Origin of the sequence: Streptomyces sp. NPDC050211 (assembly GCF_040656035.1) — a bacterium.
Taxonomy (GTDB): Bacteria; Actinomycetota; Actinomycetes; order Streptomycetales; family Streptomycetaceae; genus Streptomyces.
In genome coordinates this window covers 24,264-41,738 of record NZ_JBFALC010000058.1, presented here as the reverse complement: position 1 = coordinate 41,738, position 17,475 = coordinate 24,264, and the positions used below count along the sequence as shown (strand labels likewise).

The 17,475-nt window shown below is 67.5% G+C and carries 13 protein-coding genes and 4 pseudogenes; 10 read left to right on the top strand and 7 right to left on the bottom strand.

From position 1 onward, the window contains the following. The first annotated feature begins 102 nt into the window (after nucleotides 1-102). The 3 genes from AB0I98_RS38535 to AB0I98_RS38525 are packed head-to-tail and all read left to right on the top strand — an operon-like array spanning nucleotide 103 to nucleotide 1,713. Complete coding sequence (locus tag AB0I98_RS38535; RefSeq protein ID WP_362950024.1) at nucleotides 103-642, top strand: hypothetical protein; 540 nt, start codon at nucleotides 103-105, stop codon at nucleotides 640-642. A 15-nt stretch (nucleotides 643-657) separates the two neighbouring features. Then, nucleotides 658-1,020 carry a VOC family protein gene (locus AB0I98_RS38530; protein ID WP_362950022.1) on the top strand — a complete coding sequence of 121 codons (363 nt, stop codon included), beginning with the start codon at nucleotides 658-660 and terminating at the stop codon, nucleotides 1,018-1,020. A gap of 18 nt (nucleotides 1,021-1,038) precedes the next feature. Then, nucleotides 1,039-1,713 carry a GNAT family protein gene (locus AB0I98_RS38525; protein WP_362950020.1) on the top strand — a complete coding sequence of 225 codons (675 nt, stop codon included), beginning with the start codon at nucleotides 1,039-1,041 and terminating at the stop codon, nucleotides 1,711-1,713. Between the two features lie 233 nt (nucleotides 1,714-1,946). Here the strand turns inward: AB0I98_RS38525 and AB0I98_RS38520 are convergent, their stop codons facing one another. After that, nucleotides 1,947-2,444 carry a DoxX family membrane protein gene (locus AB0I98_RS38520; protein WP_362950018.1) on the bottom strand — a complete coding sequence of 166 codons (498 nt, stop codon included), beginning with the start codon at nucleotides 2,442-2,444 and terminating at the stop codon, nucleotides 1,947-1,949. A 16-nt stretch (nucleotides 2,445-2,460) separates the two neighbouring features. Between AB0I98_RS38520 and AB0I98_RS38515 the strand changes: the two genes are divergently transcribed. After that, entirely contained in the window at nucleotides 2,461-3,006 is a 546-nt protein-coding gene (locus tag AB0I98_RS38515) for a TetR/AcrR family transcriptional regulator (protein WP_362950016.1), read from the top strand. A 222-nt stretch (nucleotides 3,007-3,228) separates the two neighbouring features. On the opposite strand, the gene AB0I98_RS38510 is transcribed toward AB0I98_RS38515, so the two are convergent. Next, nucleotides 3,229-4,254: a helix-turn-helix domain-containing protein gene (locus AB0I98_RS38510; protein WP_362950014.1), complete on the bottom strand. Its 1,026-nt coding sequence runs from the start codon at nucleotides 4,252-4,254 to the stop codon at nucleotides 3,229-3,231. A 340-nt stretch (nucleotides 4,255-4,594) separates the two neighbouring features. On the opposite strand from AB0I98_RS38510, the gene AB0I98_RS38505 reads away from it, so the two are divergent. Together AB0I98_RS38505 and AB0I98_RS38500 are read left to right on the top strand one after the other, a co-directional pair. Beyond that, the gene (locus AB0I98_RS38505) at nucleotides 4,595-5,014 is read left to right on the top strand and encodes a hypothetical protein (protein ID WP_362950012.1); all 420 of its coding nucleotides are present in this window, start codon (nucleotides 4,595-4,597) and stop codon (nucleotides 5,012-5,014) included. A gap of 97 nt (nucleotides 5,015-5,111) precedes the next feature. Further along, nucleotides 5,112-5,201, top strand: a pseudogene (locus AB0I98_RS38500) (transposase); the annotation flags it as partial. A 606-nt stretch (nucleotides 5,202-5,807) separates the two neighbouring features. On the opposite strand, the gene AB0I98_RS38495 reads toward AB0I98_RS38500, so the two are convergent. Together AB0I98_RS38495 and AB0I98_RS38490 are read right to left on the bottom strand one after the other, a co-directional pair. Beyond that, nucleotides 5,808-6,464: a response regulator transcription factor gene (locus tag AB0I98_RS38495; protein WP_362950011.1), complete on the bottom strand. Its 657-nt coding sequence runs from the start codon at nucleotides 6,462-6,464 to the stop codon at nucleotides 5,808-5,810. Beyond that, nucleotides 6,461-7,612, bottom strand: coding sequence for a sensor histidine kinase (locus AB0I98_RS38490; protein ID WP_362950009.1), 1,152 nt, complete (start codon nucleotides 7,610-7,612; stop codon nucleotides 6,461-6,463). The genes AB0I98_RS38495 and AB0I98_RS38490 overlap by 4 nt, the downstream gene beginning before the upstream one ends. A gap of 479 nt (nucleotides 7,613-8,091) precedes the next feature. Between AB0I98_RS38490 and AB0I98_RS38485 the strand changes: the two genes are divergently transcribed. Together AB0I98_RS38485 and AB0I98_RS38480 are read left to right on the top strand one after the other, a co-directional pair. Beyond that, nucleotides 8,092-8,481: a hypothetical protein gene (locus AB0I98_RS38485; RefSeq protein WP_362950008.1), complete on the top strand. Its 390-nt coding sequence runs from the start codon at nucleotides 8,092-8,094 to the stop codon at nucleotides 8,479-8,481. Nucleotides 8,482-8,612: 131 nt separating this feature from the next. Further along, a complete protein-coding gene (locus AB0I98_RS38480) occupies nucleotides 8,613-9,074 on the top strand; it encodes a hypothetical protein (protein ID WP_362950006.1) in 462 nt (153 codons plus the stop codon). A 165-nt stretch (nucleotides 9,075-9,239) separates the two neighbouring features. Here AB0I98_RS38480 and AB0I98_RS38475 read toward each other — a convergent pair. After that, nucleotides 9,240-10,154, bottom strand: a pseudogene (locus tag AB0I98_RS38475) (IS701 family transposase); the annotation flags it as partial. Nucleotides 10,155-10,213: 59 nt separating this feature from the next. Between AB0I98_RS38475 and AB0I98_RS38470 the strand changes: the two are divergent. Beyond that, a pseudogene (locus AB0I98_RS38470) lies at nucleotides 10,214-11,897 on the top strand (ISAzo13 family transposase); the annotation flags it as partial. On the opposite strand, the pseudogene AB0I98_RS38465 reads toward AB0I98_RS38470, so the two are convergent. Beyond that, nucleotides 11,897-12,217 (bottom strand): annotated as a pseudogene (locus AB0I98_RS38465) (transposase); the annotation flags it as partial. The pseudogenes AB0I98_RS38470 and AB0I98_RS38465 overlap by 1 nt on opposite strands. Nucleotides 12,218-12,427: 210 nt before the next feature. Between AB0I98_RS38465 and AB0I98_RS38460 the strand changes: the two are divergent. Continuing rightward, nucleotides 12,428-12,760, top strand: coding sequence for a type II toxin-antitoxin system PemK/MazF family toxin (locus tag AB0I98_RS38460; protein ID WP_079076564.1), 333 nt, complete (start codon nucleotides 12,428-12,430; stop codon nucleotides 12,758-12,760). A gap of 1,097 nt (nucleotides 12,761-13,857) precedes the next feature. Here the strand turns inward: AB0I98_RS38460 and AB0I98_RS38455 are convergent. After that, nucleotides 13,858-17,433, bottom strand: a complete 3,576-nt coding sequence (locus tag AB0I98_RS38455; RefSeq protein WP_362950004.1) for a CHAT domain-containing protein — start codon at nucleotides 17,431-17,433, stop codon at nucleotides 13,858-13,860. Between the last annotated feature and the right edge of the window lie 42 nt (nucleotides 17,434-17,475).

The window sequence follows — 17,475 nt, the reverse complement described above, 5'->3', positions numbered from 1 at the left end:
ACGAGGCCGCCTACCTCGGGCGAGGTCCTCGCCTACCAGCTCCTGGACGCCGAACGGGTCCTGCCCGAGCTGCACAGCGCCAGCGACACCAGCCGCACCCTGGTGGTCGACTTCCTCGACGAGGGCGCGGACATCGACCACCAGGACGGATTCGAGGAGCTGATCGCCACCGTCGCAGCCATCCACACCTCACCAACCCGGTGGCTCCAGCACACCGCCGAGACCATGAGCCCCTGGCGCCTGGCCAGCGCGGCCAACTCGCCCGCACCCGCGTGGGTCCGAGCTCCCGCCGCGTGGCGAGAGCTGCTGCAACTGACCGCCGCCGCCCACGGCGACGACCACGTGCCCCTCGGCCACCTCGACCTCAAGACCGACCACTGCCGACGCCGCCCCGACAAACGCCTCGCGCTCATCGATGCCGAGACCCTGCGCCCAGACCTGACCGGACTGCCCGACCTGATCACCCTCGCCTACCTCGCGCAGGTGAACGGGCGTGCGCTGTCCCCGCGCTGGACCCGCCAGGCATACCGTCGTCACACCAACGATCTCGGCGCCCAGTGGAGCGACGCCGACCTCGTGCGTGCGCTGATTGCGTTCGCCGAGGCCACCGGTCTCACCTCCCTCCGCGGCGTCGACCAGTGACCGACGGAGGCACCAGTGTTCAACGGCATCCGCGCCATCATGATCTTCGCCGAGGACCCCGAGAAGTCCGCCCGCTGGTGGGCCGGTGTCCTCGAAACCGAGGTTCACCTCGACGTCGACGGCAGCTCCGTGTACGCCTGGCTCGACGTCGCCGGCGTGGAGTTCGGCTTCCACCCGCTGGACGAGAAACGCAACCGGCGCGGCGGCAGCCCCGTGCCGTACTGGTCCGTCGACGACGTCCACGCCGTACGACAGCGCCTCCTCGACGCCGGCTGCACCCACCACCGCGGCCCCCTCGACGTCGGCGACGGCACCGGCCGCAAGATCGCACAGCTCACCGATCCGTTCGGCAACGTGATCGGCATCGACGGTTTCTGACATCCCCGGAGGGCACCCATGCGCCACTGGCCGCTCACCCAGCTCACGCTCACCACCCCCGACCTGGTCCTGCACGTCCCCGACGATGACGAGCTCGCGCAGGTGGCGGCCGACGGCGTTGTCCCACCGGGCGCCGTGTACTTCCCGCAGTCCTGGGCCTCCGGCACTCCCGAGCAGACAGCCCGCAACGTAGTTCAGAACCACTGGTGGGCCCGCGGTGACTGGCGAGAGGACAACTGGCGCCTCCACCTGGCCGTTCTCCACAACGGCCAGGTGATCGGCCAACAGAACCTTTCCGCCCGCGACTTCCGCGTCACGCGCGAAGCCCGCACCGGCTTCTGGGTCGGGCGGCGTTTCCAGGGCCGCGGCTTCGGCACCCAGATGCGCGCCGCAGCCCTCCATCTCGCCTTCGCCTGCCTCGTCGCCGAGCGGGTCACCTCGACCGCCTTCGCGGACAACGCCGCCTCCCGCCGCGTCTCCGAGAAATTCGGATACCAGGCCAACGGTGTACGGCGCCTCGCCGTCGACGGCCGCCTGGTCGAGGCCCACGATGGGGTGCTTACCGCCGATACGTGGCGCCGACAGGACCAGCAGCCCGTCTTGATCAAAGGATTCGTCGAGTGCCGCCACCTGTTCGGCATGCGCCCGGAGCCCCCAAAGCCGGAACCCGTCGACGTGCTCCTGCACCTGTAAGTCGAGCCGCTGGCCTCCATCAACTTCCTCCGCAGCCGGGCCGCGGCCTCCCGAGCCTCCAACTCCTCGATCAGCGACACCATCGACACCGCCTCCTCCACCGTCACGGTAGGAGGGCAGCGGTCCAACGACAGCCCCGATCAGCGAACTGGCAGCTCAGCACTTCCCAGCCGGACAGCCACACCCTGCCGAGATGTCCTGGGACTGTACGCCTGCTGGCGCAAAGCAGCACTTCATGGGATGACGAGTGCCGCCGCGGCGATGAAGACCAGTTGCAACGCGGCACGCCGACCGATCGGGTCACCTTGGGCCGCATTGCGCCGGGCGGCTGAGACATTCGCCGGAAACATCACGACCATCAGCACGATGAGACATATCGCGGCGAGGCGCGCGGTCGCCGGGATGAGGACGCCGACGGCTCCGGCGAGTTCGAGGATTCCGGTGAGCGTGACGAGGAGGTCGGGACGCGGTAGCGCCGGCGGGACCATGGCGATGAGGTCGGCGCGGAGTTTCGGATAGAAGTGGGCAAACGCGGTGAGCAGGAACATCACCGCAAGCCCTACTCGCAGCGCCGGATGCCAGCCGTCCAGTGCGTCGATGCCGGCGAATCCGGCCAGCCGGGCGGCACCGAAGCCAATCAGGAGTGCGAGGAGGGGTTCCATCGGGACCTCCATCTGACCTTCACGGAAGTTTCCAATGGAAAGATAGCCTTGGCCCTGCAATGTTGTCAACGGTAAGATTTAGAGCATGACCGATCGTCCGTATCACCACGGAGACCTGCGCCGGGCCGCGCTCGCGGCAACCGTCGAAGCCATCGAGCAGGGCGGCGGGCCTGCCGCGCTCAGCCTGCGCGACGTGGCCCGCCGCGCCGGGGTTTCGCACGCCGCGTTCAAGCATCACTTCGGCGCCAAGCCCGGCCTGCTCACCGCACTGGCGGCGGAGGGCTACGACCTGCTGGCCGACGCCGTGACCGCCGCAGGTGACGACCTTGTCGAGGCCGGCGTGGCATACGTGCGGTTCGCGGTCGGACACCCAGCACATTTCGAAGTGATGTTCCAGCCTGGCCTGCACCACGCCGACGACCCGCAACTGATCGCCGCGCGGGAGCGCGCCGACCAGGCACTCACCGCGGTGCTGTCGACAGCCGCCACCGAAACCTCCGAGCTGGCCGCCTGGTCGATCGTCCACGGCTTCGCCGGCCTGTGGCTGAGCGGCGCGCTTCCGGCCAACCTCGGCGACGATGCCGGGAACGCCGCGCGACCGGTCATCCGGCTGCTGTCATTCACCCCATGATCTGGCGCACCCCGATCAGCGCGCGAACCATGCGCCCGGCAGCCGCCTCCCGCGCCGCAAGCTCCTCGGTCAACGCACGACACCATCGCCACCGCCTGCTACCCCGTCATGGCAGGAGGCCAGCAACTCCAACTCCACTACAGCCCCGATCAGCGAACTACCAGCTCAGCGCTTCCCAGGGAACGAGCTACACCCATCGCCGACCGTGTCGTTAGTCGTCGATTAATCCGGTTCAGTGTCGCTTCGGCCTGTTTGGGGGTGTCGCACGAGTTGCAGGCCGAGCGCTGTTGCTGCGTGTTTGACGCTGGTGCCCGTGCGACGGGTGGTGAGCAGGCCGGCGTCGCGCAGGATGGCGGTGTGGTGGCTGACCGTCGAGGGAGAGATTCCGGTGTGTTGCGCCAGGTCGGTGGTGGTCTGCTGACCGGCTGCCACCACGGCCCGCAGTACTGCGGCGCGGGTGCTGCCGAGCAGGGCGTCGAGGGCTTGGACAGACTGCGGCGGGCGGAGCCGTGCGGCAGCTGCAGGCGGTTGCCAGACACTGTGGTGCGCCAGCGGGAGGGTCAGTGTGAATGGAATCGTGTCGGCCACCATCGGGCCGGGGTGACAGAAGAAGGACGGCTCGATGTGGAAGCCGCGTCCGTTGAGGTGAAACTCGAACCCGATGAAGCCGGGGTATCGCAGTTCCAGGGCTGGGGGGCGCCAGCGGATGGTGGGGTGAAGACTGTTCAGAGTGGTGTCGAGCCCGGTGCGGGCCAACGACTGAAGGATGTGCGCGCTGTTGAGGTCGAGCTGCTCGCGCAGGTGTTGCTGGACTGGTGCGATCACCGCCTGGTGGTAGTCGCGGACGGCCCGGCCCACGACGCGCAGGGTCTGGGGCTCGCCTTGGGCGAGCGAGCCGGCCCACGACGGCGGCCTCCGGTAGGCAGACAGCTCCGCAAGCTCCTTCCGAAGTTGGGAGCGGGGCGTGCCCTGCAGCGCGTCAATCCCATCCCCCAGCCCGCCCCCTGTGTCCTTCGGGGTGAGGAAGTCAGGGAGGTACACGTCCGGGGGGACGAGCGCGAGCACGGGGCGGGCGTTCCGGGGGAAGCGTGCCCGAGCCCAGGGCTGCCAGGCGTCAAACACCGTCCCTTCCGACTGCCGTTGCAGCATCCGCAGACTCATCATGGTTTCCAGCATCGGATCCGGGGCTTGGCCCACGGTGACCCGCGCCAAGTCCTGTTGCGTGAAGTGGATCCTCACCACGCCCATAGACCGCCTCCGCTGCACTGAAACGTCTCCTGAGTGCTTTTCCATGAGCATCGAAAAGCTTGGCGAAGCGTCAGCCTGCATGAAAGCTTGACGTGCGCCGGCGAGCCCAGCAGCAGTGTGTTGCCGTATGCCTCGACCGGTGAAGACAAGATCAGGCCACCTCGCCAGCCAGAAGTGGCTGCTTAGCGGCGAATGGCACAGCGGACGATTGCAGGCCGTGCAGGGTGCTGTGCCGCTGACCTGTCGTCATGACTTGCATTCACCTGCTGGTCCAGTAGCGAGCAGGTTCTCAGGCATAGCGGCGTTCCGTCGAAGCGATAACCGACTACAGGAGGAATTCATGAGGGCGCAAAACATAGCCGCCATTGGCGCTAGTGCTGCTCTACTTTTGGTCGGAATGGGCAGTGCTACACCGGTGCAAGCAGATGTCAATATCCAGGCGAGCCGAACGGTGGAGATGTACACATCGGATCGGGCACCTGGCGGCTACGCGAAGGTGAAGGTCGAGTGGTGGGGCTCTGGCAACCCTGGCCGTTACGACGGCCGGGTCACTGGAAGCCTGACGGATCGTGAGGCCGACGGGTACTGCGTGCAGGTTGTGGTGAAGGAGGATGGACACCGCATTCCGCTTGAGCCAGAGGCATGCCCCAAGGGCGAGTGGCAACAGGTCCAAAAATCATTCACCCAGAGGGAGAACGTAGTAGTGCAGGTGTGTCTCACCAAAAGTGTTGTCATCGAGCACTGCAGCCGCTACCGCTGATATGCTATCCGCGTATCGGCCACCGGGCTGACTTTCTGCACCCGACCCCTGGGACATTCCGTCGACACTGCCCCGGGGGTTAGCAAGCCATCAGCCCCCCAAAGACGGACGGATGTCGGTGGCGGTCGCTCCCCAGCACTGCGGCGCTTTGGGCAAGCAGGCCAACTGCCAGGTCGCGGTCAGGGTGCACGCTATCAATACGAACCTAACGGAGTCCTACTGGAGTTGATGCAACGGCTCACGCGGCAGGCGCTCGAAGTCGCCGACAAACAGGGCCGAACTCCTATGAAACAAGGGTAAGTTCGATTGCACGGGCGATACCGTGACGCGTCATGAAGCCCTTCGTCTTCAAGCACGCCGACGCCCGCTGGCATGAGGGCGCCACCCTCTTGCACGTATATCTGGCCGTATCCGACCGGGATGGAACGAGATCGACTGTTGGTTCGGCCCCAACACTGTTGCTGCAACCAAGGAGTGGCAGTGGACTGAGATCGACGTCAGCAAGGTCGACGGCAAGGTAGGACGCGAGACTTTCGGCGCGGCAAGTAAGTACCTGACAGGGGGTGCAGGCTCCAACCACATGATCGTTTATCAGTCCGTGGGTGAACCCCTGTACTTCAAACGCACCGATGACGGGCGTTGGAACCTGTACCTCGACGGCGATCGACAGCCTCTTTGGTACAACAAGGCAACCTTCGCGAAGTGCACCTGATTCCAGCAGTTTTGACCTTGGATCCACCAGATGGTTCCGTTGAAGCCTCCAAGTCCATGGGGCCGCCAGAGCACCCGGCTGCTATCCGCCAGGGGTCACGAGACCGGATTCGTACGCCACCACTACCGCCTGCGCCCTGCTGTCCAGGTCCAGCTTGGTCATCGTGCGGTTGAGGTGGGTTTTGACGGTGGCCTCGCTGATATAGAGGTGGTCGGCGATCTCGAGGTTGGACAGGCCGCGTGCGATCAGTTTCAGGACCTCGAGCTCGCGGGAGGTCAAAGCATCCAGGTCCGCGGGCTGTTCGCTGGCGGTCTGGCGGGCGTACGCCTCGACCAGGCGGCGGGTGACGCTGGGTGCGAAGAGCGCGTCGCCGCCGGCGACCGCGGTTACCGCGGCGAGCAGCCGTTCCGGGCCGGAGTCCTTGAGCAGGAACCCGCAGGCTCCGGCGCGCAGTGCTCCGTACACGTACTCGTCGAGGTCGAAGGTGGTCAGCACCAGGATCCGGGGCGTGGGCTCGGCGGCCTGGGCGAGGATGCGTTCGGTGGCCTCGATGCCGCTCATGCCGGGCATCCGGATGTCCATCAGGATGACCTGGGGGGCGGTCTCGGCGGCGAGTGCCACGGCCTCCGCGCCGTCGCCGGCCTCGCCGACCACCTCGATGCCGGGTGCGGCGCGCAGCAGCCCGACCAGTCCGGCCCGGATGAGGAACTGGTCGTCGACGACGAGCACGGTGGTCATGTGGTGGCGTCGTCCCCCCGCCCTGCGGCCCGCGCGGAGGTCGGCAGGGTCAGCCGCACGGCGAAGCCCCCTTGCTCCTGCGGGCCGATGGTGATCTGCCCGCCGTAGAGCTTGGCCCGCTCGCGCATGCCAAGCAAGCCGTGCCCGCCGTCGCTCCGTACTCTGTCCGGATTCACCCCCTCTCCGTCGTCCGTGACCGAAACGGTCACCTGTTGCGGTTCATACCTCAGCCGTACCTCCGCACTCGCGCCGTGCGCGTGTTTGAGGACGTTGGTGAGCGCCTCCTGCACCACCCGGTAGGCGCACAGTTCGACGCCGGGGGCGAGCGGGCGCGGGGTGCCCTCGACGGCGAGGGCGACCGGGACACCGCCGGTGCGGATGCGTTCGGCCATCTCGTCGAGACGGGCGAGGCCCGGCATCGGAGCGGCCGGGGCGCCGTCATCGGCGGCGCGCAGCACCATGAGCATGCGGCGCAGCTCTTCGAGGGCCTCCTTGCCGGTGGCGTCGATGGTCTCGAGCGAGGTGCGCGCGGTGTCCCGGTCGGTGTCGAAGACGAAGCGGGCGAGACCGGTCTGCACGGAGATCACGGACATGTGGTGGGCGACCACATCGTGCAGTTCGCGGGCGATCCGGCCGCGCTCCTCGGCGACCTCGCGCCGGGCGCGCTCGGCCTGTTCCCGGCGCAACTGCCGGGTCAGCTCGGCCGAGCGGCGGGCGAGAACGCCGAACCGCCACAGCACCGCCGGGTAGACCACGGCCTGCCCGATGACGGACGGCCAGCCGTCGGTGTGGCTCACGGCACCCGCGTAGATCCAGACCCCGCCCATCAGCGCGGCGCAGGGGACGGAGACGCGCAGCGCTCGCAGAGAGGCGACGGTGTAGACGGCGAGCATGGGGCCGAAGCTGCACACCACGGCCCAGTAACCGGCGGTGATGTACACCAGCCAGGTGGCGTGCACGAGGCAGCAGACCACGACCGGGGCCCGGCTGCGGAGCACGAGCGGCAGATGGACCAGGACCACCAGCGCATAGGCGGTCGCATCGAGCGGATTCTGCCCCTGGCGCGCGGCCTCCGGTCCCAGCAGCAGGGCCACACTGGTCAGCGCCGCCGCGATCAGCGTGTCAACGGCGAGGGGGCGGATCCGCATCGCAGCAGCGTAAAGCCGGCTCCGGTAGATGGGCGTCAAACTCCTGCGGTACCGCGGAAGTTGCAGGAACCGGGCGGCTACCGCGCTGGTCTGCACGGGAGTTCAACCCCGCGTGGGACGCGGGTCGTACGCGGCGGACCGTACGTTCTAAGCATCTGGAGCGCAGCGCTATCCACGCATCAGCACCACGGATGAATTGCTCGGGTCGTGACGATGAGCCCCACCGCCGCGAAAGACGCCATCTCGCCAACCAAAGGTGTGACCTGCTTTGTTTCACGCCCGGGACACGGCTGTGCAACAACCCCAAACCCGGTGAACTCGATCCAGGACGCCCCCAGTGGCCACCGTGGCCGCGGGCCGGCGTCCCCCTACTAGGGCCCGTCATTTGGGCCCAGCCTGGAGATGCAGTCGAGGAAACATGCACGGAGACTTCGAACATTCCGGCGGCAAAGGCCGTCCAGCGACCACGAAGGAGAATGATGCTCACACGTACCAAGATCAGCACGGTTCTCACTGCAGGTATCGTCGCGGTCGGACTCCTGACCGGGACGGGCGCCACGGCAACAGCGGATGCCCGCCCGACTTCCGCCGCAGTCGACTGCACGCCCCCGTACCACGAGAACAACTCCACCGGCTGGGGCAAGTTGAACGGGACGTACAACCTCAAGAAGGCCCCTTACGCGTCCTGCGGAAATGTGAAAAGCCTCAGCTCCGGCACCAAGTTGTACTTCCACTGCTATGTCATCAACTCCTACGGGAACGACTGGATTTACGTCCGTCAGGCAGGCACCGAGACCCACGGCTGGATGTCGTGGGCCAACTTCGGCGAAATATCCGAGGACACGGGCATTCTGCCCTGCTCTGTGTGACCTGCCCGCATGTACCGACAGGGCACCACAAGCTGATTGTGAGACCGCGCATTCAGCCGCCGTCATCGTGCTTCACTGCGGGGCCGTGCGCCCTGGCAGGGGTCTGGGGTCGATCGGATGGTGCGATCTGAGTGCTGACTCGAAAGGGGAAAATCATGAGGTCGCGAGGACAGGTAAGGAACGCGCTGCGAGCTGCGGGGGTGTTGGTGGCGGGGGCAGCGCTGGCTGTCGCAATCCCGGGATCTGCGCATGCTGGCGGCGGGAAATTCACTGCTCACACGAGGGACAGTAAAGTTTGTGGTGATGCCCTGGGCTATTACTATTACTACGAGGCAGGCGCAGCTCAAGGGAAGAAGTTCTACGACACAAACTGGGATTTCGACGTCGACGACTATTGCAGGGACGGCAAAGGCGTTTCGCTCTACACCAAGTACAGCAAATGGGACGGCGCGAACCAGCGATGGGATTACTCGCACCTCAACAAGTACAACAGGATAAGCAGCGCAGGCCAGGGCCACTTCGTGGCGGATGTACGCATCTTCGTGTGCATCGTGGGCGTGCCGAGTTCCTGTGGAGAAATTCAAGGGCTATGAACCCCTGACCTCAGTTCGGGTGCACCTCACGGGGACACCCGGCCGTGAGGCAGGATGCCGTCTGGTATCAGTCAGAAGATCTCAGCGACGTCCCCGAGGCCCACGGTCTCGGGGACGTCGTCGCGTTGGGTGGGCACCTAATACTCCAGTTGTAGATCGTGATCTTCATTGGTGATGGGCGGCCTGCCGTTCGTAGTGGCAGGCCCGGGAGCGGGCTTGATGGCGTCGTCGCCAGTCGGACCAGCCGAGGTGATGTGCGGCTGAGCGGACGGTGGTGATGAGTGCGGTGAACAGGTGCTGGATCTCGTTGCAGGTCAACGGGATCAGCCCGTCCGAGCCCGGCTGGTGGTCGCGTTCGTGTGCGGCGGTCGTGGCCAGAAAGGCATGGGCGAGCATCGCGAGGGTGACCCAGCGGTGCCAGGACGTCCAACGCCTGACCTGGTGTTCGTCCAGCCCGGCCAGGCCCTTGGCGGCCTGGAACGTCTCCTCGACGGTCCATCTGCGCCCGGCCACCCGCACCAACGTGGCCAGCGGAACTGGGTCGGCCGAGTAGCAGCGGTAGAAGGCGAGTTCGCCGCTGCTACGGTTGCGGCGAACGAGCAGATAGCGATGACCGGGACGGTCGTCGGCGACGTCGGCCAGGGCCCAGTCGTAGAAGCGGTGCCCCTTGGCGCCGGCGCCTGCGGAGAGCTTCTGCCAGGCCCGCTTCGGCAGCTTCTTGACCAGGGCATCGGCCCGCATCTTGCCCGCCCGGGTGGCGATCTGGTGATCGCAGGCGACCGCGAGGACGTAGCCGACCTGGCGGTCTTCCAGCGCGCCCCGCAGTTGCGGATTGGCTCCGTAGACCTCGTCCGCGGCCACCCAGGACGCCTGGATCCCGGCATCCAGGGTCCGGTTGATCATGCGTGCGGCGAGTTGGGGCTTCGTGGCGAAGCCGACGTCCTCGGGAATCCCGGCCAGCCGGCAGCGGGTCGCATCCTGCGTCCACGAGCGCGGCACATACAGTTCCCGGTCGATCGCCGCGTGGCCGTGCGGGCTGGAATAGGCGAGGTAGACGGCGACCTGGCTGTTCTCGATGCGTTCGGGGGCCCGTATTTCAATAAGTGCTCGGCAGAGGGGTGTTGGTGGGAGTCTGAGATATGACCCCGTGTCTGGCAGGCCACGTTGCCGCTCGTGCTCTGCGGGCCAAGTTCGATCAGATCCTGCCGCACTTCGATGAGCGCCGCCGTCGGTTGTACCTGGCCAGTGAGGCGACGGCCCTCGGCCGCAGCGGGATCGTCCGGGTCGCCGCCGCCTCCGGCACCAGCACCGCAACCATCGCGCGAGGTATGGCCGAGTTGGCCGGTTGCTCCTCACCGACCCTGCGGGTCCGGTCTCCAGGTGCGGGCCGCAAGCGGCTGACAGACACCGACCCTGGTCTGCTGCCCGCGCTGGAGTCGCTGATCGAGCCGCACACCCGAGGCGACCCCGTCTCCCCGTTGCGGTGGACCACGCTGTCGTTACGGGCCCTGGCCTCAACCCTCACCGCACAGGGCCACCCGATCAGCGCTTCAACCGTCGGACATCTGCTGCACACCCTGGGCTACAGCCTGCAGGGAACCGCGAAGACAACAGAGGGCATCAGCCATCCGGACCGCGATGCTCAGTTCACGCACCTGAATGCCACCGCCGCCGCGTTCCTCAACGATGCCCAGCCGGTGATCAGCGTCGACACCAAGGCCAAGGAATGGCTCGGCAACCGGGACCGGCCGGGTCGCACCTGGCGGCCGGGCAAGAACGCGATCAAGGTGGACTGCCACACGTTCACCACCAACGACCAGCCCATGGCGATCCCCTACGGGATCTACGACATCGCCAACAACACCGGATGGGTCAACGTCGGCACCGACCACGACACCGCCCAGTTCGCGGTGGAGTCCATCCGACGCTGGTGGCAGCACCGCGGACGGGCGGATCACCCGAATGCCGGCAGGCTCCTGATCACCGCCGACTCCGGCGGCTCCAACGACCCCCGCCGCTGGACCTGGAAAAGCAACCTTGCCACCTTCGCACGAGAGAGCGGCCTGGAGATCACGGTCTGTCACCTACCGCCGGGTACTTCGAAGTGGAACAAGATAGAGCACCGGATGTTCTGTCACATCACCGCGAACTGGCGGGGGCGGCCGCTGACCAGCTACCAGGTCGTCCTCGAGACCATCGCCGCCACAACAACCAAGACCGGCCTGACCATCGGGGCCGAACTGGACACAAGCAGCTACGACCTCGGCATCAGCGTCACACCCGCCGAGTTCCACTCCCTTCCGATCACACCCAACGCCTTCCACGGTGACTGGAACTACACACTGTCTCCCGTTCCACCGCGAGCGCCAGACGCGCCGGCAACGACACACCGGATCGACCCGGTCCTGACCGCGATGCTCACCGATCCGGCCCTGACCGGCATGTCACGAACCGCCTTCGAGCATTTGGTGGCGGTCTCGGAGCCATTCTGGGACGCCATGGCCGAGGCAGCATTCCAGCGACGCTTCCACCGCCCGCGCAGCTACCGCCACCCGCAGACCAGCAGCGTGGACCACCTCCACCGGCTCCTGGCAGCCATCTTGCGCCGCCGCAGAGCGGTGACCATGACGTTTTTGGCCCAATTACTGGGCGTCAACCGCACCAACCTTTCCATCCAGTACCAGGACGGAAAACGGCTCCTGGACCTGCACCGGATCCTTGTCACACCTCTACCCGGATCGGCCGCCCGCACGTTGGAACAGCTACACGCCCGAGCGACCCCCACCAACACCCCTCTGCCGAGCACTTATTGAAATACGGGCCCCGGCGGTGCCGGTGTACTGGCGCTGCACCCCGACCGTGCTGGTGCCCTTCTTCACGTCCCCGGTCTCGTCGACCACCAGTACCGCCCGGTCGTCGTGCAGATGCTCCACCACGTACTCCCGTACGTCATCGCGTACCGCATCGGCATCCCACTTGGCCCGGCCCAACAGGTGCTGCATTCCGTCCGGAGTGGTCTCGCCGGCCCACTCCGCGATTGTCCAGCAGTTCTTGCGTGGCAGGTCGGCCAATAGACCGAGCACCAACCGCGCCGCCCTGCACCGGGGTTCGACCCGCGCGAAGCGCCCCGCGATCCGGCCCATCAGACCCTCGAACGCGTCCCGCCAACGGGCGGGTTCTATGCTGTGACCTGGGGCCACCGTCTCTTCGTCAGTCCACACAACTCACGATGATCAACGGTGGCCGCAGCCGTCTTATCGTCGGCCCTGACCAGCCAACATTACGATCTGTGCCTGGAGTAGGCGGCGGTCGAACGGGCGACGCAGGCGCGCCGTCCCGTATCAGGAGGACATATGCGACGTGGCGAAGTCTGGTGGGCAGATTTCAACGAGCAGCGGGCAGTCGTACTGCTGTCGGGAGAAGAGGCGTCCGGTTTCTTGGCGATGCAGGTCGTCGCTCCCGCGGGCACCGATCTCAGCGGCGTGGCCGTTGAGGTGGCAGTAGGTGCCCCCGAAGGACTGCCTCTCGAAGGCGTCCTGAGAGTCGCACTTCCACGTCCCGACCTCATCCCTTGCACTTGGCTGGTCACCCTGGCCAGGGAAGACCTGATCGGGCAGGCGGGCGTCCTGCCGTCCGCGAAGCTCAGCGAGATCGAGGATGCCCTTCGTCTCGGTGGACTCAAGTAGGCAGAGAGGGATGGACGCCGCCGATGGCGCGGCCGGTTTCGTCGAGATGGTCAATGGTGGCCGCGCCATATCAGCGGCGCCCCCACTCACAAGATCACGATCTACGGCTGGAGTACTAGTGAGCAGCCTGCGGGTCAGCTACAGGGTTGCTTGTAACGGCCTTGAATCAAAGTCGAGTTGGCGGCAGGGCGGCCTCGCTTTGCTCCTGAAGAGCCGGTCGACCTTCAGGTCCCACTCGACCCAACCTGCCTTCCCCCTCCGTGAGTCTGAGCAGATCATTCGCAGCCTGCGACTCAGACCGAAGGGACAAGATCGTGAGAGCACGTGCCGTGGCCCACGAATGAGACAATTCACAAACCACCAGGTCGACACGACGGAACGGGGCATTCCGAATGCGGGCCTACAGGCTTGTAGGTTCGCATTTCGCGTGTCCCTTTCTTGTTGACGGTGGCCTTTGTCCGGCCCAAAGGACAGCGTGGTGAGACGCGCTCCTGTCCTTTGCATTCAGGCTGTCGGATTCTCACCCGTTCTCGTTCGCGCTGGCTGATTCTCATCGCGTCACGTCCTGAGCGGCAGCGTTTGCTTCGTTCGGCGGGCGTGTTGTTGCTCCTGGCCTGGTGCTTCTGCCCGACCGCGAACGAGACTTCCGCGAAGGCCACCATGTCTGAGAACGAGGGCCACCGGTGTTCACAATCCAGTTGGCGCCTCCGCAGGTCGGCGAACCGCGACCTGCCAACTCCACTCGACAGGACACGTGCAGCACGGTCGAATTGCCGGGTTTCCAGGCGGCTTCGGGTATGGCTGATACGCCCCTGCTGACCCCGGTGGCGGTCGCAGGCCCAGGGACGCCGTGGCAGCGAAGTGGCCCGCTCGCTAGTCCTGTTGGGTGCGCCACACCCCGCGGCGGGTGCTGCGCGTGGACGATGTCGCGATAAGGCGAGGGCACATCTACGTCATCGTGCTGGCCAACGGGGAGACTCACCGGCTTGTCGACGCGCTAGCCACCCGGGACGCCGAGCTGCTGACCACGTGGCTGCTCGCCCATCCTGGCATCGAGGTCGGTTGCCGTCATCGGGCGAGTGGCTACACCTGGCGGGCTAGGGGCCCAGGTGGAGGTGGGCGGCCCAGGTGTGAGGGTTTCGCGGATATTTCTGTCGCATGTGGATGGTCGCGCGGTGGACGGCGGCGGCTACGGCGTCGGGGTGGGCGGCGAGGTCGGTGTAGATGGCTCTGGCCAGCTGCTCGGCGAGGTCGTCGGCGATTGGCCACAGGGTGCCGACCACGTGCCGGTAGCCGGCCAGTTGGAAGGCCGACGACAGGTGGATCGCCTCGTCCACCAGCGCGCCGCCGCTGGCGGTTTCGCATGCCGACAGGTAGGCCAGCCGGGCGTCGGCTACCTGGATGGTGCTCAGGTCGAGCACGGACAGCGGGCCGTCGGACAGCGCGAGGCCGCTTGTCGACGGGTCGGTGAACTCGGAGGTGGCGTGGCAGGCGAAGTGCGCGACGGAGGCACGGGGAAGCGCGGCCAGCACGGCGTCGCGGGTCGCTTGGGGTCCGATCAGTGTCCGGGCCTGGCTGGGGATCGCGGCAGTAACCATGGCTGCTTCTGCCTCGGCGTTGGGCAGGGGCGGCAGGCCGTCGGCTTCCGGGACGGCGATCGCCAGAACCGTCGCCGGGCCGGGATCGGCTGGCCGGGCATGCGCGGCGGCCAGCGCGCGCAGGGTGGACACGGTTGAGGACACCGCGAGGTCCGGCACACCGCGATGGCGTCCGGCGGCGTCGTAGGTGCCGGCCGCGTGCAGCGGCAGCACCGTGAGCGGCCCGGTCGGCAGCCACCACAGTCGGGGCGGTGTCCCGGATCCGGCCTGGATGTCCAGATGGGACAGCACGGGTTCGGCGATGACTTCCCAGAGCCACGCCAGGACCGCGCGGAGGTCGGCGGCCGAGCCGGTGCCGCCCGGGCGGGTGGCGTCGATCAATTGGTTGGCCCTCGCCGTGGCGTCGGCTCGGCGTAGGTCGGGCAGCGGGCAGACCTCGACGTTTCCGGCTCGGGTCAGGATGAGCGCGTCGCAGCGGTGCCGGCTGGCGTTCACTGCAATCACCGGACCCACCGTGGCCAGGGCGGAGAGTGCCGGAGGGGCAAGGAAATCCGCCATGCCCGGCTGGGAGCGGATCTCGGCGATCAGGGTGTCCAGCTCGGCGGCCAGGTGGTGCCGGGCGTCGCTGGTCAGCCCGGTCCCCGGCTGGGCTCCGGCCGGCGTGTCCAGCGCGTCGCGTAGTTCCTCGAACCGGGTGGCCAGGGCCGGATCGATGTCCCGCAACGCGCCCAGCTCGCCGCGCAGGTCCAGGCTGCGCCCGATTAACACGCCGCGGCCCTGCTCGAGCAGGCGTAGCGCGCCGACCGGGTCGCCCTGTTGAACCGCGACCGCCGCGGCGTCGCAGCCCACGCCGGTCATGGCGGCCAGCACGCGCTGCTGGTCGGCGCGCGCCTGGTGCTGGCCGGCGAGCAGCGGTAGTGCCTCGACCACGATCCGGTAGCCGTCGGCGGCCTCGGCCCAGCGCCGACTGCCCACGGCCAAATCGGCATAGCGCGCGGCCGCCTCCGCACGGTCCGACACCGGCGCCGCGGGAACGGCGGCGGCGGCCCGGAAGCAGTCCATCGCCCGGGCCAGGTCTTCGGGGGTGCCCTTGCGCCGGTGACGCTGATGCAGCGTGTTGCCGAGATTGCGCAAGAAGGCGGCGCGGTGGAGGTGATCGGCCGGCGTCGCCCGCACTGCGGCGTCCAAGGCCGCGACGGCACCGTCGAGATCACTGCCGGTCAACTCGTCGCGGGCGGACAGCGCGAGCGCGAGGTTGGACAGGAACATCCCCTGGTTTCCGTGCCCGTCCGGAGTCGCGCGCACGGTCTCCTCAAGCGCGGCAACCGCGGCGTTCAGTTCGGCTGCGTCTCCGAGCTCGTCGTACCTCTGCTGTAGGACCACGGCCAGGTTCGCCAGCCGGATGGGCCGGTTCGGATGCCCCGCCGGGGTGGCTTCGACGGCCTGCCGGGCCAGGTCAACAGCTTCAACTAGGTCACTGGGACCGCCCAGAGCGAGGTACCGCAACGTCATCGCGGCAGCCAAGTTGCCGACCAGGTCTGCCCGGTTGGCCCGTTCGCCGGCGGTGGACGCCACGGCGGCGCGCCAGGCCATGACCGCCTCGTCGAGGTCGCTGCGGGTCCCGCCGATCTCGAACCGTTGCTGTAGGGCGCCGGCCAGCGTGTCCAGGACGAGCGCACGGTCCGGATCGTCGCTGGCGATCTCGGCGACCGCCTGCCGGGCGACGCCGATCGCGCGCTCGAGGTCGGCCCGGTCACCGCGCAGGCGGTGCCGTTGGAGCAATGCCTTGGCCACGGTGTTGCGCCGGCCGGGTCGGCCGGTCCTGTCCCCGGCGGACTGCTCGATGGCCGCGTTCGCCGCGGCCACCGCCTCGTCCAGATCCGCGGCGGCCCCTTCCCGGTCATGCCGGATCAGCAACGCCGACGCCAGCCCGTCCAGCGCGATCACCTTGTGTGGGTGCCCGTCGGGCAGCTCCCGCTCCACCTCCCGGATCACGGCGATGCCGGCATGCAGATCCGCCACGTCGCCGAGGTGCTCGTAGCGGACACGCCGCACCAGGGCAAGGTTGTGCAGCGTGTCCAACCGCTGCGGATCGCCATCCCGCACAGTCCGAACGGCCTGCCGCCCCAGGGCGAGGGCCCGGTCCAGGCTCGCCGTGTCGCCGGACGCCTCGAACCGGCGCAGCCAGATCAGCGCGAGGTTGGACAGCGCGCGGGGCCGTTGCTCGTCCGGCGCCGCGTCGGCCGCGCCCTGGCCCACGGACAGCGCCTCGTCCAGATCGGTCAGTGCGTGCGTGCGCTCGTGCCGGGTCAGAAGCGCGACCCCGAGATTGGCCATGAACGCGCCGCGATTGGGATTGGCGGCGGGCGTCAGCTCGACGACCCGGCGGGTCAGCGTGATGACGGTGTTCAGGTCGTCGAGGGAGTCGTCGCGGTAGAAGCGAAGCTGGTGGGCGGTGGCCAGGGCGTTGACTCGGAAGGCGTGGTCGACGTGCCCGTCCTCGGTGAGCGCCACCGCCTCCCGCGCCGTACTGATCGACTCGTCGAGGTCTTCCGGGTCGCCGGTGGCTTGGTGCCGCAGTTGCAAGGCAATGCTCAGGTTGGACAGCCAGCTCGCCAGCTCCGGGTGGTTGGCCGGGGCGTCGTTGGCGGAGTGTTGGAACGCGGCGATCGCCTCGTGCAGCGCGACGGGGTCCCCGGTCCGCCTGGCCTCGGCCAACCGGTCCCGGCCGTACTGTCCGACCTCCTCCCGGCTGTACTGATCTGGCACCTCCTCGGCGGCGAATTCGCGGCGCACCTCCGCCGGCACCTGGCTCGGATCGACTTCGTACACCCGAGTGAACAGGTCGATCGCCAGGAACAGATCGGCGGTTTCCTGGCCTCTCGGCGCCGCCATCGCGCGATACCAGTGCGTCCAGCCCACCGTGTGGGCGACCCGAACATCGTCGTGGGCCAACGGAAGAAGCAGCCGGGCTAGGGCGAGGGTCCGGTCGTCGAGCAGGATCAGCGGATCCGACGTCGCCATGAACCTCTCCAGGCGAGTGACGAGCTCGGCGAATTCGGGATTGTCCTGCATCGCGGGGAACCGACCTTCCTGGCCCGCCGGCCATGCGACACT

What these genes read in the sequence shown, in the direction of transcription:
- AB0I98_RS38495 (WP_362950011.1), bottom strand. Translation starts at nt 6,464, where the DNA reads ATGACCACCGTGCTCGTCGTCGACGACCAGTTCCTCATCCGGGCCGGA.
- AB0I98_RS38460 (WP_079076564.1), top strand. Translation starts at nt 12,428, where the DNA reads ATGCGACGTGGCGAAGTCTGGTGGGCAGATTTCAACGAGCAGCGGGCA.
- AB0I98_RS38505 (WP_362950012.1), top strand. Translation starts at nt 4,595, where the DNA reads ATGAGGGCGCAAAACATAGCCGCCATTGGCGCTAGTGCTGCTCTACTT.
- AB0I98_RS38485 (WP_362950008.1), top strand. Translation starts at nt 8,092, where the DNA reads ATGCTCACACGTACCAAGATCAGCACGGTTCTCACTGCAGGTATCGTC.
- AB0I98_RS38515 (WP_362950016.1), top strand. Translation starts at nt 2,461, where the DNA reads ATGACCGATCGTCCGTATCACCACGGAGACCTGCGCCGGGCCGCGCTC.
- AB0I98_RS38455 (WP_362950004.1), bottom strand. Translation starts at nt 17,433, where the DNA reads ATGCAGGACAATCCCGAATTCGCCGAGCTCGTCACTCGCCTGGAGAGG.
- AB0I98_RS38490 (WP_362950009.1), bottom strand. Translation starts at nt 7,612, where the DNA reads ATGCGGATCCGCCCCCTCGCCGTTGACACGCTGATCGCGGCGGCGCTG.
- AB0I98_RS38510 (WP_362950014.1), bottom strand. Translation starts at nt 4,254, where the DNA reads ATGGGCGTGGTGAGGATCCACTTCACGCAACAGGACTTGGCGCGGGTC.
- AB0I98_RS38525 (WP_362950020.1), top strand. Translation starts at nt 1,039, where the DNA reads ATGCGCCACTGGCCGCTCACCCAGCTCACGCTCACCACCCCCGACCTG.